Here is a 13,121-nt window from a genome sequence, read left to right as displayed (position 1 = left end):
CATTTAAGGGTTATGAACAATTGAAACTGTCAGTTTATATATTAATCTGTTTATTTTTTATTTGTACAAACATCACAAATAGCGCTCAGGCGACTCCAGTTAAGTATCAAACTCCCTTTGAAAAAGCCCAATGGCAATTTTCAGGAGACGAGTTTGGCTGTGAGATTACCCATAGAGTAGAGAGTTTCGGCACATTACAACTCAACGCGAACCCAGGCGAACCTCTTGCGCTGAGCCTTGAAGCCGACTGGCTAAATTTAAGTAACACCCAAAGCCAAGCCTCGGTGGTCTCTGCAGCTTGGCAAGATACGGTACGCCAACCTATCGCAACCACATCGCTAAACTGGTTTGGCTCACAGGCGATAAGCCAACAAAATACCGCCCCATTTTTAGAAGCACTTGAGCAGGGGCACACATGGCAAGTCGCGGTCACCAGCACAGACAATAGCCAGTACCTAATTAATGCTAGCCCAGTTTCCACCCGTGCAGTAGCCAATCAATTTAGGCTCTGTCGTCAACACTTGTTACCTAAGCCTTTCACCTATGTTCGTCGCCTAGAGCTGATGTTCGCCCCAAATTCAAGTCTGATAAGCGCTACTCACGAACAAGATCTGCAGGCGGTTTATCGCTATATTCAAGCCGACCCCAGCATTGTGGAAGTACTGATCGATGGCCATGCGGATGCATCAGGGGATCATCTCGCCAACTTAGTACTCAGTAAAGAACGTGCCGACGAGGTGCTTTCAAGGCTGATAGAACTAGGGGTATCTCCAAAGATGATCCAGACTCGACATCACGGTACCCGCGCTCCAGTAGCCAGCAATAACAACACAGAGGGGAGAGAGCTTAATCGTCGAGTCACCTTGCGCTTAGTAAAGTCTGCCTCTAAGTCCTCTACCGCGTCGGCGTTAGGAGCAAGCAAATGAATCGCACAAGTTTAAGATTCGTCGATGCTGAACTGCCGCAATCGAGTCTAGATAAGCTATCTCAGCAAGGCTTTACTCAGTGGCAGAACGACGACACCGCGCCTTGGCTTAGCCTAATCAACCTTTCTCGCAGCGCGAGCCAAGATGTTGCCGCAAAACTTCGTCAATACCCAGGCAAGCATCAAGTCGCTCTGCTCGATCCTGAGCAAACCGAGCTCGCCAGTGTCGCAATGCAGTGTGGTGTTCAAGATTATCTATTACTGCCGATCGAAGAAGCGCAATTATGCTCATTGCTACAGAGGCTACGTAGATTAGAGCTCCCCAATAACGAATTGATTTGTGCCGCCCCTGTTAGCCGTCAGCTGCTAATGCTGGCACACCGCGCCGCCAACACAGAAGCCACCGTGCTTCTGACTGGCGAAAGCGGCACAGGGAAAGAGCCTCTAGCGCGCTATATTCACCGCCACTCGAATCGTGCAGAGCAACCTTTTATCGCGATCAACTGCGCCGCCATTCCCGAAAGCATTTTAGAGTCGATTCTATTCGGCCATGTTAAGGGGGCTTTTACTGGAGCCACTATCGATCAACCCGGTAAGTTTGAACTCGCTAACGGTGGAACCCTGCTGCTCGACGAGATCGGTGAGATGCCACAGCTGCTGCAGGCAAAACTGCTACGAGTTCTGCAAGAGCGAGAAGTTGAGCGTCTAGGTGGACACAAGTCTATCGCGCTCGATATCCGCGTCATTGCTGCTACCAATAAAGATCTGCGCCAAGCGGTACAAGACGGTGAGTTTAGAGAGGATCTCTTCTATCGCTTAGATGTGTTACCGATCAAGATCTTGCCTCTGCGTCAGCGAAAAGAGGACATCTTGCCCATCGCCGAGCACTTCTTACAGCGCTACAAGATCCTTGCTGCCAACCAGCAGTGCTACTTCAGCGAACAGGCTCGTAGCCTCCTCTTGAGTCACGACTGGCCAGGTAACGTGCGTGAATTAGAGAATACCATTCAGCGTGCCTTAGTGATGCGCCGCGGCCAAGCACTACAGGCCGAAGAACTGGGGCTAGTGAATCAAGATGGCAGCGCGCTAGTCGAGCAAAGCGAATTGGGGCTTAAGGCGTCGAAGCGTCAGGCTGAATTCCAGTACATCATCGACACCCTGAAACGTCATAACGGTCATCGTAACAATACCGCCCAAGCGCTAGGCATGACAACGAGAGCCCTCAGATACAAGCTGGTGCAGATGCGTGAAGAAGGCATAGATATTGAGCAGATCCTGTCGCAATCGGGTCACGCTGCATAGTCGGCTTTCACAATAAATAAGGAACAGATATGTCAAATGCCAACATCAATGCCAGCGCTATGATGCAGCAACTCAGTATTCATTCTGAGATGGCCAAAGGTGGAATTAAAGTCGGCCCAAATCCTAAGGATTTTGGCGTTCAACCGGCTTCATTCACCGAGTTAATGAAGCAGAAAGTCGCCTCTATCAACGCCGACCAAAACGCGTCATCGGCCTTAGTGAGTGCCGTCGACAGTGGTCAGAGTGATGATCTCGTTGGTGCCATGGTTGCCTCGCAAAAGGCCAGCCTAGCATTTTCAGCCATGCTGCAGATCCGTAACCGCCTAGTACAAGCATTTGACGACGTCATGAAGATGCCGATCTAACCCCTACAACTGTCTATAACTATTGCAATAACGCCCAAAAACTTAATCAGCCTTTTTGAGCAAGGATAACTAAAAGCATGTCAACCACATTGACTCAAACCAGCCCTGCCATGACAGATGTAAATGGCAAGAATGAACGTCTAAACTCGTTGAAGCAGAAATGGCAGCAGTTCAGTCGAGGAGACCGACATGCGGCGACGCTCGCCATTCTCGCGATTGTCGCAGCCTGCGTAATCGTGTTGATGCTTTGGAGCACAGGCCAAGGTTATAGCCCTTTATATGGTAACCAAGAGAACGTCGACACATCCCACATTATTGAAGTGCTCGAAGCCGAGGGGATCAGCTATCGCCTCGACCCAACCTCAGGTTTAGTACTTGTTCCTGAAGATAAGCTCGGCAATGCACGCATGCTGCTCGCCGCTCGCGGCGTTAAGGCCAAAGTACCTTCGGGTATGGAGTCTCTCGACGCATCGACCATCGGCACCAGCCAGTTTATGGAACAAGCTAAGTACCGTTATAGCTTAGAGGGTGAACTATCGCGCACCATCATGGCGCTAAAAGCGGTGAGAACCGCGCGAGTACACTTAGCCATCCCGAAGAAGACCCTATTTATCCGTCAACAACCTGAACTGCCTTCGGCCTCTGTAATGCTGGATCTCTATGCGGGGCAGCACCTGCAACCACAGCAGATCACCTCTATTGCTAACTTAGTGGCAGGCAGCGTGACAGGTATGACGCCTGAGCGAGTACAAATTGTTGACCAAGAGGGAAATCACCTAAGCTCTGAGATCAATGCCAGTCAAGATATGAGCCAGTCGCGTGATAAGCAGATAAAGTACACCCAAGAGTTAGAGCAAAGCCTTATTAGCCGAGCCTCAAGCATGCTGTTACCTATCCTAGGGAGAGATAACTTCCAAGTACAAGTCGCCGCTATGGTTAACTTTAACCAAGTGGAAGAGACGCGTGAGTCAGTGGATCCACAAACCGTCGTCAGCCAAGAGAAGCAAAGCACCAATCAAACCAGTGGTGATATGGCGCTAGGGATCCCTGGCGCTTTAAGCAACCAACCACCGACTGCGGATCCTGCGGCAAATAACACCAGCACTAACCTTAATCAGCAAGAGAGCCGTCAATTTGAAGTGGGCCGCTCAGTCACTCACACCCGCTATCAGCAGATGCAGCTAGAGAACCTGTCAGTCTCTGTGCTACTCAATAGCCAAGCGGCAGGCGAAAACGGCTGGACTCAACCGCAACTCGACCAGATGAGTAGCATGGTGCAGGATGCTATCGGTTATAGCGCCGCACGTGGCGACCAATTTAGTATCAGCAGCTTTAATTTCGCCCCAGTAAAAGTGGTTGAGTTCGAACCGCTACCTTGGTGGCAGGGTGAAAGTTATCAAGCCTACCTGCGTTACTTTATCGGTGCCATTTTAGGCCTAGGCATGATCTTCTTTGTGCTACGCCCTCTAGTGCAGCACCTGACACGCACCGTTGAATACAACATTAAAGACAGCGACTCGGCCAATACCACGCCATTAATGCCGCCACCAGAGGCAGCCGCAGCGCTTAATGATTCGGCGCAGCAGCAAGTGGATAACATACTGGCGGTCGAAAATGCCACCACAGATAGTAGTTGGAGCAGCAACCTAAGCCTACCCGCTCCTGGCTCGCCGCTAACGGTTCAGATGGAGCACCTAAGTTTACTTGCTAACCAGGAACCTGCACGAGTCGCCGAGGTGATCTCTCACTGGATAAGTGACCGAGATAATGAGCAGAACGCTCAGCAAGCCTAATGAAACCAAATGCATTCAGCGTTATATAGATAGGTAACCCAAACAGTGAATAACAGTGAACTCACAATTAAGATGGACAACCTAGAGCAAGCCGCCATGCTACTGCTTAGCATGGGAGAAAAAGGGGCGGCTCAGGTGATGGCCCATTTAGATCGCAACGATGTGCAGCACCTCAGCCACAAGATGGCGCGTCTATCTAGCATCACCCAGCATGAAGCGGAGGCCGTGCTCGGCCGCTTCTTCAAGCGCTACCAAGAGCAATCGGGTATCGCTCGTGCCTCACGTACCTATTTACAAAAAACCTTAGATCTTGCCCTAGGAGACAGGGTCGCTAAGAGCCTAATCGACAGCATCTATGGCGATGAAATCAAGATCCTCGTTAAGCGACTCGAGTGGGTTGACCCACAGCTACTCGCTCGCGAGATTGCCAACGAACACAGCCAACTGCAAGCCGTGCTATTAGGCCTATTGCCACCGGAGAGCGCCGCTCAAGTATTACAGAGCCTGCCAGCCAGCGGCCAAGACGAAGTGCTAGTGCGCATTGCCCAGCTCGGAGATTTAGACCGTGAAGTGGTCGATGAACTCAAGCAACTCGTCGAGCGTTGCATGCTAATAGCGATGGAAAAGAGCCACACCCAGATCAGCGGTGTTCGCCAAGTTGCCGACATTCTCAACCGCTTCGAAGGCGACAGAGAGCAACTGATGGAGATGCTAAAACTGCACGATAAGCAGCTAGCCAATAACGTCGCCGACAACATGTTCGACTTCATCATCCTAGGCCGACAAAAGCCAGAGACACTACGAGATATCATGGCAGCCGTACCAGCCGATGTATTAGCACTGGCATTAAAAGGTATCGACAACGAACTTAAGATGACACTGCTCGGTGCACTACCAAAACGTATGTCTTCGGCAATCGAAACCCAGGTCGAAGCCATAGGCACAGTACCATTGAGTCAGGCCATTGCCGCCCGTAAAGAGATCATGGAGCTAGCTAAGCAGATGATGGATGACGGAGAGATTGAACTGCAGTTATTTGAAGAGCAGGTAGTAGAATAATGAGCCAACGACTCAATAATACCGATCCACGCTGGCGCCTTGTGGGTCAACACCCTCGCCGTCACCGCTTCTCACCGTTAGTCGCGCCACAAACCGATGACAACTCCGAGGGCTCTAACTGGCAAGACTTCCAGCAAGCCTTCGACAAGGGTTACGATGAAGGCGTTCAGAAAGGCCACCAAGCGGGTTTTAGCTCCGGCGAAGAGGAAGGCCGTCAATCGGGTTATGCCGCTGGCTTTAATCAAGGACGCATCGAGGGCCAACTGAAAGGCAAAGACAATATCGACGAGCAGCTCAATAGCATCATTGCCCCATTAGGAGCATTAAAGTCACTGCTTGAAGAGGGCCATAATCAGCAGATTTTGCAGCAGCAGTCGCTGATCCTCGATCTAGTGCGACGAGTCTCGTTACAGGTTATTCGCTGCGAGCTGACCCTACAGCCACAGCAGATCTTAAACTTAATTGAAGAGACTCTGGCCGCTCTGCCAGACGACCCGACTCAAGTTAAGATCCACCTTGAACCGAGCGCAGTAGACAAGCTTAAAGAGCTAGCGGCCGATAAGATCCACTCTTGGACCTTAGTGGCTGACGCTAGCATCAGTGCTGGCGGCTGCAGAATTGTTAGCGAAACCTCCGATGCCGATGCATCGGTCGAGACTCGCCTCAACCGCTGCATGGCTCAGGTTGAAGCCCATCTGCAAGACTCATCATCGGCAGACAGCGTAACAAACGAGGCAGACGTTGAAGCTTAATGCCGATATCTTGGATTGGCCGAAAGTCCCCGTTGCCCAAGTCTATGGTCGCTTAACGCGCGTTAACGGCCTACTGCTTGAGGCGGTGGGCTGCCAATTAGGCACTGGCGATCGTTGTTATGTTGAGTGCCGTGATAACCATTTAGTCGAAGCCGAAGTCGTCGGCTTCTACAAAGATACCCTTTGCCTGATGCCAATCGAGCCGACCAACGGTTTAATGCCTGGTGCGCGAGTGATGCCCATCGAAGGGCGCTGCCAAATACCGACAGGACTCGGCCTGCTTGGGCGCGTACTCGACGGCTTAGGTCAACCATTGGACGACCTCGGCAGTATTAAACATATTCCCCATGTGCCGCTGCAATTTAAGAGCACGAACCCACTATTACGTAAGCCGATCCGCGAGCCATTAGATGTGGGAATTCGCGCCATCAACGCCCTACTTCCCGTCGGCCGCGGTCAACGTCTCGGCCTGTTCGCGGGGTCAGGCGTGGGTAAGAGTGTGTTACTTGGTATGATGACCCGCTTTACCGAAGCGGACGTAGTCGTCGTTGGGCTCATTGGTGAGCGTGGCCGAGAGGTCAGAGAGTTTATCGAAGAGTCCTTGGGGGAAGAGGGTCGCAAGCGCGCCGTCGTGGTTGCTGCACCAGCCGACACCACGCCCTTGATGCGCATGCGCGCCATGCGCCTATGCCATCATATTGCCGCGGCCTACCGTGATCAGGGTAAACAGGTATTGCTGCTAGTGGACTCACTGACTCGCTATGCACAGGCTCAACGGGAAATCGCCTTGAGTTTAGGTGAGCCTCCGGCCACTAAAGGCTACCCGCCTTCGGCGTTCGCGCAACTACCTAGCCTGGTGGAGATGGCTGGTAACAGCCAACATCCAACGGGCACCCTCACCGCCTTTTATACGGTATTAACCGAGGGCGATGATCAGCAAGACCCGATTGCCGACTCGGCAAGGGCGATTCTCGATGGCCATATCGTGCTTAACCGCAAACTGGCCGAACAGGGACACTTTCCAGCCATCGATATTGGCGCCTCTGTCAGTCGTCTCGCCACACAGGTCGCCAGCGAAAGTAGCCTCAAACAGGGGCAGTGGTTCCGCCACCTTAATAGTCGCTATAACGAGGTCAAAGAGCTATTGCCACTAGGCGGCTATCAAGCCGGTCATGATGCAGAGATGGACATGGCGGTGAGTAGCTATCCACAGATGGCGGCGTTCTTGCGCCAAGCAACCCATACACAAGCCGATCTCAAACAGAGCCTTAGCGCCCTAGAGCAACTGGTCAGCCAGATGGGCTTCAGCCTTAACGAGTCACGATAAACGCAATAGCAGCAAGCAGAGCTGTGGTTATTGAGGTGATGTCTGCGAAAAAGCAGCTTAAATCACGATTTAGATTATCCCGATGGGAAATACAAGATGAAGCAATTACTCAGGTTATGTCAGCAAGAAGAGAAAAAACTTAGCCAACTTGGGCAGCAGCGTAATGCCGCCCAGAGTAAGATCGATACCATAGAGCAGCAAAAGCTTCAGCTCGGGCAGATGGTAACCGATTACACCCAGATAAACCTCACCAACGCCTCGGCAATGATGCTGCAAAATAGCGCGCAGATGATCCAAGTCATCGAGCCGATGATAAAGCAACTGACCCGCAAACAACTGCTGCTACAACAGGAGCAGCAGAGAATGCATCAACTTTGGCATAAACAGTTGGGTCGTCAGCAAGGTATACAGTGGTTATATAAAGAAAGACTAGAGCAGCAACATCAGTTACAGCAGAAGCAGGAGCAGAAACAGTTAGATGATCTAGCCGCGCGCTACGCGACAGCAAGCAGAGCCTAACGCAATTCGCCATAATCGATATGGCTATCACCACCTCGATTAAGCAGCTGATTTATCACCTCTTGCTGTGCCACCAGCAACTTACCGTTGGCCTCATTAACCTGCTGGCTCTCTTTCACCAACAACAGCAAGTTTTGCCAGAGAATTGAAACTTGGCTCGCCGATGATTGCGGAAGTCTGGCAATTAACGCATCCATACCACTGGCATCACCAGTAAAACCGAGCGCCTGCAACATTCTGCGGCGCTCGCCAGCTTTGTGCATCAGGCTGTAACACAGGCTCGATTGGTGTTCGTTATGGTGTTTAAGGCCGCCGTTGTCACGACGTTGCATCAATTCTCGCTGACGCTTCAACAAGCTTTTAAGTTGCTTATAGCCCTCAATATCCTGACGGATCCCGCGCACTATGCCCTGCACTAATTCACGCTTGCTCACAGGCTCAGCCATGCTGTTGCACCATAGCATCGGTTAACTTCTCGAGATCGAGATCGAAACTACCGTCGATCAGCGACTGGCGGATTTCCGCGACTTTAGCCAGATCAAAGTCCGGCAACTGCTCTAACCGCTGCTGACTATACTCAATCAATCGACAGTCTTCACTGACCTCCTGTTGAGGTTTTATCGCCGTAGTAACGGGAGTTTCTAAAGGCTGAACGGCGCTATGCGTCTTACTCTTGCTCGTGCCCATTTCAGCATTTATCGTGCTGTTTATTTTGTTTATTTCCATAATGGCTGCCTCAAATTCTCCTACTATATGAAGTAAAGCGACTCCATTAGGGCCATTCTGAAATAGCGCTGCGATTTATTTAACATCAATTAGCGACTAAAACTGCGTTGCCACCCGCCCCTTAGCGATTGGATAGGCGATGATCACTTTGCCAGAGCTAAGGTTTCTCACTCGGATCCCTTTACCCTCACCGCCACCTTCGAGGGCTTCTCCCGGCATATTGGCGTAGAAGCCATTGCTGCGAGCCTCGATAATGACCCTGTCACCAATATTCACCCATTGAGGCGAACTCAGTTGCACCGCTCTAATCGGTTGATAACGCCGTACCTTGCGCACCACTTGGCGACCAACTATCTCATCGAGTGTGGTTACTAAGTCTCGATCCGATGCCCCAAGTTTTATCACTTTCCAGTCGAGATCTGCAGCTAGGATATGCTCGCCACGCTTGAGTACTCGGTTAGCCACAGGAATCTTAACGCTCACGCCCACCTTGGCTCGAACGAAGAGGCTCCAGCCTAGCGGCTTACAGTTCACCTTGCGTTGCACATTGCCTAATGGGATCCCTGAGCCAGCATCTATGCTTACCGCGGCGGGGCAAAGCGCTAGTCTTTTCGCCCCCGATGGCACCTTGATCTCTATCTTAGATTCCAGCTGAGACAAAGCGGCTTGCTGGCGCCACTGCTCTAATTCCTTAGTCAGTAATTGCGTCAACGCGCTATCAATCTGCTCCACCGTTTTCATCGAATCCTGCGCCAAACTCAACTGCGGAAGTAAACAGGAAACAGCGATGAGGAAGCAGGAAACACAGGTTCCGATCTTGCGCCCCAAAAACAGGTAAAGCATTGAAAAACCTCAACTAAGATTATTGGCACACTAATTGAATAGTCAAGCGGCAATTAAATTTGGACATACCATACTAGGAGTCGTAATGGCTATCAACCTTGATGCCGCATTAGGTATTCATCCGCACACATTAGATTTTAGGGTCGAACGCAGCAAGATGTTGGCTGGTAACTTAGCCAATGCAGAAACCCCCGGCTATAAGGCGAGAGATCTCGACTTCAAATCTGTGATGTTGCAGATCAATGCAGGCATGTCTCCCGACCGTAACTATCAGGCTAGCTATCGTGTGCCTTATCAAACATCGGCAGATCAGAACACGGTTGAGCTAGGCAAAGAGCAAGCCAGATACTCACAAAACGCCATGGATTATCAAACCAGCCTGACCTTCCTCAACATGAAGATCTCAGGTTTACGCACTGCTATCGAAGGTAAATAACCCCTATGTCATTTGCAGAAATTTACCAAATTGCCGGCGCGGGCATGAACGCCCAAACCATTCGACTCAACACTGTTGCCAGTAACTTAGCCAACGCGGGTGCTGCAGCAGAAAATCCAGATGAGGCGTTTCGAGCGTTAAAGCCCGTATTCTCAACCATCTACAAACAGACTCAAGAGGGGCAAGTCGCAGGTGCTCACGTTGAAGTATCGGCGATAGTTCAATCTGATGCACCGCTAGATCTACGCTATGAGCCTGACCATCCCTACGCCGACGAACAGGGTTATGTCGCCTACTCCAACGTCAATACCGTTGAGGAGATGGCAGACATGATGGCGGCCAGCCGCTCATTCGAAACCAATGTTGAGATCATGAACCGTGCACGTTCGATGCAACAGGGTTTACTGCAGTTAGGAGCTAAGTAATGAACGTAACCAGTACTAGTAGTAGCAATAATACCAACGGCAACAACGTGGTTAACTCCCCAGGTAACGATGCGGCCTCTATCAAGAACGAATTTATGACCTTGATGATTGCGCAAATTCAGAACCAAGATCCCACAAACCCGATTGATGGCACTGAATATGTCAGCCAATTAGCCCAATTCTCTCAGGTCGAAAGCTTAGAGCAGATGCGTGCCAACCAGTCGACACAGATGGTGATCATGGAGAACCTTGGCATCGTTCAGTCGGCGCAGCTAGTAGGCAAAGATGCCATGGTGCCAGCCTCTGAATTTAGCATCGAAGATACGCCTATCGACGGCAAGGTTTATCTAAGCAGCTCAGTTGAGAACTTAAGCATCGATATCGTCGATGACAATGGCGATGTCGTTCACACCTTAGAGATGGGTCCACAAGAGGCGGGAGATACCGGCTTCACCATCGACCCTGAAGCGCTGGAACTGCCAGCGGGAGATTACAGCATAGTGGCTAACACCACGGCGGGCGAAGTCACCGAGACTGCCGATACCTTCGTCAAAGCTGAAATCGAAAAAATACATTTTATCAGCGCGTCAGGAATGATGATGGCTGAGCTAGGTAATGGTCTAGGCACTATTTCAGTGCTTGAAATTTCTGAAGTTTCATAACAGGTTAGCAAAGGATTAATTCATGTCTTTCAATATTGCGTTAAGTGGCCTACAAGCAACCACACAAGATCTAAACACTATCAGTAATAACATTGCCAACTCTTCGACAGTAGGATTTCGCAGTGGCCGCAGTGAGTTTTCTGCAATCTATAACGGTGGCCAAGCGGGTGGTGTGAACGTGATGAACACCAGCCAAAACTTCTCTGCCGGTGGCAGCTTAACCTATACCGGTCGTCAGCTAGATATGGGCATTCAAGGCGAAGGTTTCTTCGTGCTAAAGGGCCAAGATGGCAACACCATGTATGCAAGAGCAGGTATGTATAATCAAGATGCCAACGGCTTTATCACCGATCCTGTTGGTAACCGTTTGCAAGGGTATTCTGTTGGTGCTGCAGGCAACTTACAGACGGGTAATGTGACCGACCTACAGGTACAAGCCGGTGCCCTGCCCGCTAAAGCAACAACAACAATCGGCCTGGTCTCTAACTTAGATGCTCGAGTTGAAACTATCGACCCTGTAGCTAATCCGTTTGATCCAGATGACGCTTCGACCTATCACTCATCGAGCACTGTGACCGCTTATGACTCTTTAGGTAAAGAACACGCCCTTACTCAGTATTACGTTAAGACCTCCGACAACACTTGGTCTGTGCACTACATGATGGGCGACACCGACGTGACTCCAGTAGGCGGCCACCAGCTCAGCTTCGACTCTGACGGCATGCTAACTGGCGGACAAGATCTTACCCTCAATATCACTGACCCCAATATTGTCGGCGGCGCATCGGACATGAACCTTGCCCTAAGCTATGACAAGAGCACCCAATACGCCTCTGACTATAACAACTCGAGCCTAAGCCAGAACGGTTACACCTCTGGTGAGCTTAACGGTATACGTCTAGATGACAGCGGTATGCTATATGGCACCTACACCAACGGTCAGGAGCAGCTGCAGGGCCAAGTGGTACTGGCTGACTTCAATAACCCTAACGGTTTAGAGCCTGTGAGCAACAACGCTTGGGCGGCAACTAATGCAGCGGGGCAGCCAATTATCGGCACGCCTACTACAGGCACCTTAGGCTCGATTGCTGGCGGTTACCTTGAAGGCTCAAACGTCGATCAAACAGCCGAAATGGTTAACTTGATGACGGCTCAGCGTAACTATCAGTCTAATGCCAAGGTGTTAGATACCAACTCGACCATGCAGCAAGCTTTGCTCAACGCTATCTAGGCCAGACTCATGGATAGAATGATATATACCGCCGCCAAAGGTGCTGCGAGGGTGATGGAGGCGCAAGCCATCCGCGCCAACAACCTAGCCAACGCCGATACCACGGGCTTTAAAGCGGATCTAGAGCGAGTCAACGCCATGGTGGTTAACCCGACCGGCAATAGCTTGCAGACTCGTGTGCTGGCTCAGACTCAAAGCAGTGGTTTTAGCCAACAAACCGGCGCGATGAACCCAACGGGTAGAACCTTAGATTTGGCCATCAATGATGCGGGTCTGTTCGCGGTGATGACAGCTGACGGTGAAGGCTATACCCGCTCAGGCGCGATACAGCCTGATGCCGATGGTCAGCTGACCTTAGATGGTCGCCCTGTTGCTGGTATCGATGGTCCGATCGTACTGCCAGAATATCGCGAACTGTTCGTTGGTGATGACGGCAGACTCAGCATCATCGCCGATGAAGGCGGCATTATCGAAGAGGTTGGCCAACTCAAGCTGGTTAACCCAGATATCAATACCCTAAGTAAAGGCTTAGACGGTTTGCTCTATCCCGCAGACCGTCAGCCGCTGCCCGCCAGTGAGCAAGTAACCGTGAGCAGCGGCTTCCTTGAGGCCAGCAACGTACAAGCCGTAGGCGAGCTAATCGCCGCCATGGATTTAAGTCGTCAGTTTGAGGTGCAGGTCAAACTGATGAAGAGCGCCGAAAAACTCGCCGAAGCAGGCAACCGCCTGTTACGTGACGCTTAGACTAATTTTTTA

At 51.0% G+C, this 13,121-nt stretch carries 16 protein-coding genes; 13 read left to right on the top strand and 3 right to left on the bottom strand.

Annotated features, from left to right (window positions below; all coding sequences use genetic code 11):
- From L1D44_RS19775 to L1D44_RS19740, 8 genes are all read left to right on the top strand, one after another.
- A partial coding sequence (locus tag L1D44_RS19775) for an OmpA family protein (protein WP_345773645.1) occupies positions 1-926 on the top strand: 926 nt, incomplete at its 5' end.
- On the top strand, positions 923-2,227 hold the full coding sequence (locus L1D44_RS19770) for a sigma-54 dependent transcriptional regulator (protein ID WP_239892982.1): 1,305 nt from the start codon (positions 923-925) through the stop codon (positions 2,225-2,227). The genes L1D44_RS19775 and L1D44_RS19770, both read left to right, overlap by 4 nt.
- 29 nt (positions 2,228-2,256) lie before the next feature.
- Positions 2,257-2,592 (top strand): flagellar hook-basal body complex protein FliE, encoded by a 336-nt coding sequence (gene fliE, locus L1D44_RS19765; RefSeq protein ID WP_220769454.1) that lies wholly within the window; start codon positions 2,257-2,259, stop codon positions 2,590-2,592.
- A 77-nt stretch (positions 2,593-2,669) separates the two neighbouring features.
- Positions 2,670-4,385 carry a flagellar basal-body MS-ring/collar protein FliF gene (gene fliF, locus L1D44_RS19760; protein ID WP_239892981.1) on the top strand — a complete coding sequence of 572 codons (1,716 nt, stop codon included), beginning with the start codon at positions 2,670-2,672 and terminating at the stop codon, positions 4,383-4,385.
- A 72-nt stretch (positions 4,386-4,457) separates the two neighbouring features.
- Positions 4,458-5,444: a flagellar motor switch protein FliG gene (locus L1D44_RS19755; protein WP_239892983.1), complete on the top strand. Its 987-nt coding sequence runs from the start codon at positions 4,458-4,460 to the stop codon at positions 5,442-5,444.
- Positions 5,444-6,196: a flagellar assembly protein FliH gene (fliH, locus tag L1D44_RS19750; RefSeq protein ID WP_239892980.1), complete on the top strand. Its 753-nt coding sequence runs from the start codon at positions 5,444-5,446 to the stop codon at positions 6,194-6,196. Before L1D44_RS19755 ends, fliH begins: the two co-directional genes overlap by 1 nt.
- Complete coding sequence (locus L1D44_RS19745; RefSeq protein ID WP_239892979.1) at positions 6,186-7,523, top strand: FliI/YscN family ATPase; 1,338 nt, start codon at positions 6,186-6,188, stop codon at positions 7,521-7,523. The genes fliH and L1D44_RS19745 overlap by 11 nt, the downstream gene beginning before the upstream one ends.
- A 96-nt stretch (positions 7,524-7,619) precedes the next feature.
- Entirely contained in the window at positions 7,620-8,042 is a 423-nt protein-coding gene (locus tag L1D44_RS19740) for a hypothetical protein (protein WP_239892978.1), read from the top strand.
- Here L1D44_RS19740 and L1D44_RS19735 read toward each other — a convergent pair.
- From L1D44_RS19735 to flgA, 3 genes are all read right to left on the bottom strand, one after another.
- Positions 8,039-8,488 (bottom strand): flagellar protein FlgN, encoded by a 450-nt coding sequence (locus L1D44_RS19735; RefSeq protein WP_239892977.1) that lies wholly within the window; start codon positions 8,486-8,488, stop codon positions 8,039-8,041. The genes L1D44_RS19740 and L1D44_RS19735 overlap by 4 nt on opposite strands.
- Positions 8,481-8,768, bottom strand: a complete 288-nt coding sequence (gene flgM / locus L1D44_RS19730) for a flagellar biosynthesis anti-sigma factor FlgM (protein WP_220769461.1) — start codon at positions 8,766-8,768, stop codon at positions 8,481-8,483. The genes L1D44_RS19735 and flgM overlap by 8 nt, the downstream gene beginning before the upstream one ends.
- Positions 8,769-8,864: 96 nt before the next feature.
- Positions 8,865-9,509, bottom strand: coding sequence for a flagellar basal body P-ring formation chaperone FlgA (gene flgA / locus L1D44_RS19725; RefSeq protein ID WP_239892976.1), 645 nt, complete (start codon positions 9,507-9,509; stop codon positions 8,865-8,867).
- Positions 9,510-9,696: 187 nt separating this feature from the next.
- Between flgA and L1D44_RS19720 the strand changes: the two genes are divergently transcribed.
- From L1D44_RS19720 to L1D44_RS19700, 5 genes are read left to right on the top strand one after another with little or no spacing between them, the layout of a single operon-like run.
- Positions 9,697-10,047 carry a flagellar basal body rod protein FlgB gene (locus tag L1D44_RS19720; RefSeq protein WP_202723496.1) on the top strand — a complete coding sequence of 117 codons (351 nt, stop codon included), beginning with the start codon at positions 9,697-9,699 and terminating at the stop codon, positions 10,045-10,047.
- A 5-nt stretch (positions 10,048-10,052) separates the two neighbouring features.
- Entirely contained in the window at positions 10,053-10,472 is a 420-nt protein-coding gene (gene flgC, locus L1D44_RS19715) for a flagellar basal body rod protein FlgC (protein WP_220769463.1), read from the top strand.
- The gene (locus tag L1D44_RS19710; RefSeq protein ID WP_239892975.1) at positions 10,472-11,134 is read left to right on the top strand and encodes a flagellar hook capping FlgD N-terminal domain-containing protein; all 663 of its coding nucleotides are present in this window, start codon (positions 10,472-10,474) and stop codon (positions 11,132-11,134) included. Before flgC ends, L1D44_RS19710 begins: the two co-directional genes overlap by 1 nt.
- A gap of 22 nt (positions 11,135-11,156) precedes the next feature.
- On the top strand, positions 11,157-12,365 hold the full coding sequence (flgE, locus tag L1D44_RS19705) for a flagellar hook protein FlgE (protein ID WP_239892974.1): 1,209 nt from the start codon (positions 11,157-11,159) through the stop codon (positions 12,363-12,365).
- A gap of 9 nt (positions 12,366-12,374) precedes the next feature.
- Positions 12,375-13,109 carry a flagellar basal body rod protein FlgF gene (locus L1D44_RS19700; RefSeq protein ID WP_220769466.1) on the top strand — a complete coding sequence of 245 codons (735 nt, stop codon included), beginning with the start codon at positions 12,375-12,377 and terminating at the stop codon, positions 13,107-13,109.
- Positions 13,110-13,121 lie beyond the last annotated feature (12 nt).

It is taken from the genome of Shewanella sp. Isolate13, from assembly GCF_022398325.1.
GTDB lineage: Bacteria > Pseudomonadota > Gammaproteobacteria > Enterobacterales > Shewanellaceae > Shewanella.
The sequence above is the reverse complement of the archived record's forward strand: the minus strand, read 5'-3'. Positions and strand labels throughout refer to the sequence as shown.

What these genes read in the sequence shown, in the direction of transcription:
- L1D44_RS19755 (WP_239892983.1), top strand. Translation starts at nt 4,458, where the DNA reads ATGGACAACCTAGAGCAAGCCGCCATGCTACTGCTTAGCATGGGAGAA.
- fliH (WP_239892980.1), top strand. Translation starts at nt 5,444, where the DNA reads ATGAGCCAACGACTCAATAATACCGATCCACGCTGGCGCCTTGTGGGT.
- L1D44_RS19720 (WP_202723496.1), top strand. Translation starts at nt 9,697, where the DNA reads ATGGCTATCAACCTTGATGCCGCATTAGGTATTCATCCGCACACATTA.
- fliF (WP_239892981.1), top strand. Translation starts at nt 2,670, where the DNA reads ATGTCAACCACATTGACTCAAACCAGCCCTGCCATGACAGATGTAAAT.
- L1D44_RS19735 (WP_239892977.1), bottom strand. Translation starts at nt 8,488, where the DNA reads ATGGCTGAGCCTGTGAGCAAGCGTGAATTAGTGCAGGGCATAGTGCGC.
- L1D44_RS19710 (WP_239892975.1), top strand. Translation starts at nt 10,472, where the DNA reads ATGAACGTAACCAGTACTAGTAGTAGCAATAATACCAACGGCAACAAC.
- L1D44_RS19740 (WP_239892978.1), top strand. Translation starts at nt 7,620, where the DNA reads ATGAAGCAATTACTCAGGTTATGTCAGCAAGAAGAGAAAAAACTTAGC.
- flgE (WP_239892974.1), top strand. Translation starts at nt 11,157, where the DNA reads ATGTCTTTCAATATTGCGTTAAGTGGCCTACAAGCAACCACACAAGAT.
- flgM (WP_220769461.1), bottom strand. Translation starts at nt 8,768, where the DNA reads ATGGAAATAAACAAAATAAACAGCACGATAAATGCTGAAATGGGCACG.
- L1D44_RS19770 (WP_239892982.1), top strand. Translation starts at nt 923, where the DNA reads ATGAATCGCACAAGTTTAAGATTCGTCGATGCTGAACTGCCGCAATCG.
- L1D44_RS19700 (WP_220769466.1), top strand. Translation starts at nt 12,375, where the DNA reads ATGGATAGAATGATATATACCGCCGCCAAAGGTGCTGCGAGGGTGATG.
- flgC (WP_220769463.1), top strand. Translation starts at nt 10,053, where the DNA reads ATGTCATTTGCAGAAATTTACCAAATTGCCGGCGCGGGCATGAACGCC.
- flgA (WP_239892976.1), bottom strand. Translation starts at nt 9,509, where the DNA reads ATGAAAACGGTGGAGCAGATTGATAGCGCGTTGACGCAATTACTGACT.
- fliE (WP_220769454.1), top strand. Translation starts at nt 2,257, where the DNA reads ATGTCAAATGCCAACATCAATGCCAGCGCTATGATGCAGCAACTCAGT.